This is a genomic window from Moorena sp. SIO4E2, from assembly GCF_010671945.1.
GTDB classification, from domain to species: Bacteria; Cyanobacteriota; Cyanobacteriia; order Cyanobacteriales; family Coleofasciculaceae; genus Moorena; species Moorena producens.
This window is the reverse complement of record NZ_JAAHIE010001419.1, coordinates 1-1,058: the sequence shown is the minus strand read 5'-3', so window position 1 is coordinate 1,058 and position 1,058 is coordinate 1. Positions and strand designations below refer to the sequence as shown.

Genomic DNA, 1,058 nt, shown 5'->3' with positions numbered 1-1,058 from the left:
AGGGCTTCGCGACGGGCAGTTTCGTTGATCAGCTCAATGCGCTTGCGGTTACGCTGGAGTTGGTGCAGCAGGGGTTCAATAGCAGCAGTGAAGGGCTGACGGGGAAGATCGATATGCGATCGCACAAGGGTACAGTCAAATTCAGCCAAGATATCTTCTAGGGTAAAGGGAAGGTCAAAATATTGGCTAAAGCTGTAAGGCTGTCCAGTTTTGAGAATGCGACGGCGGTTCATTTGTGGTTAGTCTTCGTTTGTTGACATCTCAACTAGAGCCGTTCTCATCTAAAGAACGCACCTTAATAACTTTAGCAGGAATTCCCACTACCGTTGCGCCAGCAGGTACATCAGACAAAACTACAGCATTAGCACCAATATTTGCCCCATTACCGATAGTAACCTTGCCAAAAATCTTGGCACCAGCCCCAACATTGACACTTTTTCCTAAGGTGGGGGCATCCAAAGGACGATCTAAATAACGATTACCCAAAGTTACTCCTTGACGTAGGATAGTATCATCACCAATAGTGCAATCCCCATGAATCACAATCCCACTTTGATGCTCAATAATTACTCGGCGACCAAGCTTTACGGTGTAAGGTAATTCAATGCCATAGGTATTACGAACTTTCCGATATAATGCTCGGTAGAGAATACTAAACGGAGCCCGTAGTAACTTCGGCTCGATGTTCATTCTCCAGACTCCAAACCGCTGCACCGCCACAGCCCGAAATCCAGGCTTAGTCCAATCACAACCATGGGCCTTCCAATCTTCTTTAATTTGTTGCCAAAGTCCCAAATTATCGGTTTTTTGCTGGGTAGAATTTGCCGTTAAATCTGTTGGCGTCACCATCATCTGTTTTTAGAATGTAGAATTTAGAATGAAGAATTTAGAATTTAGAATTTAGAATTTAGAATTTAGAATCGGGAATCGGGAATCGGGAATCGGGAATCGGGAATCGGGAATTGTAAGCGGTCAGCGGTCAGCGGTCAGCGGTCAGCGGTCAGCTGACGTAACTCAGATTAAACCAATGCTTACCTGTTTTATTCAAAAGCTAAAAG

1 protein-coding gene and 1 pseudogene are annotated in these 1,058 nt (G+C 44.8%); both read right to left on the bottom strand.

What is annotated here, in order from left to right:
- A pseudogene (locus tag F6K37_RS44130) lies at nucleotides 1-233 on the bottom strand (hypothetical protein); the annotation flags it as partial.
- A gap of 28 nt (nucleotides 234-261) precedes the next feature.
- Nucleotides 262-849: a serine O-acetyltransferase gene (locus tag F6K37_RS44125; RefSeq protein WP_287257446.1), complete on the bottom strand. Its 588-nt coding sequence runs from the start codon at nucleotides 847-849 to the stop codon at nucleotides 262-264.
- Between the last annotated feature and the right edge of the window lie 209 nt (nucleotides 850-1,058).